Genomic DNA, 1,111 nt, shown 5'->3' with positions numbered 1-1,111 from the left:
GGTGGTATTTCGATGCTATCGATTAAGTCATTAAAGCGTTAGTAAGGTATTTGTTGGCAATCCTTATTTAAAGTTAAGGATTGCTTTTTGTTCTCTTCAGTTGCAATCGCTTGCAACTCGCACCTATCCTCTGCTATGCTCGTGCCAACAATGGTAATTATTTATTCACCTAAATTTAGGATGGAGGTAATTAAATGACTGAAAGTTATCAATTTGATGTTTTGTACTTAGGCGCGGGGCATGGTGCCTTCGACGGGGCGGTTCCACTAGCTAATAGTGGTAAAAAAGTCGCCATTATCGAAGCGGACAAAATCGGGGGAACTTGTCCAAACCGTGGATGCAACGCGAAAATTACGCTGGACAACCCGGTTCAACTTTTACGCCACCAAGAACGCCTTGATGGCATTGTAAATGGTGACTTAAAGCTGGATTGGACTGCCAATGTAGAACATGAACACGAAGTCATCGACGGCTTGCCGGACATGATTACTGGTTTACTCGACTCTGTTGACATCGAAATTATTCACGGTCGTGGAAAATTTGTTGATGCTCACACCATCGAAGTGGATCAACAGCGCTACACCGCTGACAAAATCGTGATTGCAACGGGGCTACGTCCCCACCATCTAGATGTTATGGGCTCAGAACTTACGCATGACAGTACCGATTTTATGAACCTCAAACAGCTTCCTGAAAATATCGTAATTATTGGCGCGGGCTATATCGGCATGGAATTTGCCACGATTGCCAATGCTGCCGGCGCGAACGTCACTGTACTTTTACGCCATAATCGGGCGTTGCGCAAATTTAATCAAGATTACGTAAAACAAGTCATTGCCGACCTCGAAAAACGAGGGGTGAAGTTCATTTACAACGCTCAGGTGGATCGTTTTGAGGAAGACGGTTCTCATTTTACCGTGTCTTATAACGATCACGAAACCCTCACCACCGACTGGATTTTGGATGCTACCGGACGAATTCCTAACATCGAAAACATCGGATTAGACGAAGTAGGCGTTAGTTACAATGCTAACGGGATCGAAGTTAACGATCATCTTCAAACTAACATTGATAACATCTATGCTTCTGGTGATGTGCTTGATAAAGAACA

The 1,111-nt window shown here is 43.9% G+C and carries 1 protein-coding gene; it reads left to right on the top strand.

Annotated elements, in window-relative coordinates:
- Nucleotides 1-194 precede the first annotated feature (194 nt).
- Nucleotides 195-1,111 (top strand): dihydrolipoyl dehydrogenase family protein (locus tag FHL06_RS13880; RefSeq protein WP_153387240.1); only part of this gene is annotated, 917 nt, incomplete at its 3' end.

It is taken from the genome of Companilactobacillus halodurans (assembly GCF_009600985.1).
Lineage (GTDB): Bacteria > Bacillota > Bacilli > Lactobacillales > Lactobacillaceae > Companilactobacillus > Companilactobacillus halodurans.
Note: the sequence above shows the minus strand (reverse complement) of the source record. Positions and strands in the feature narration are given on the sequence as shown.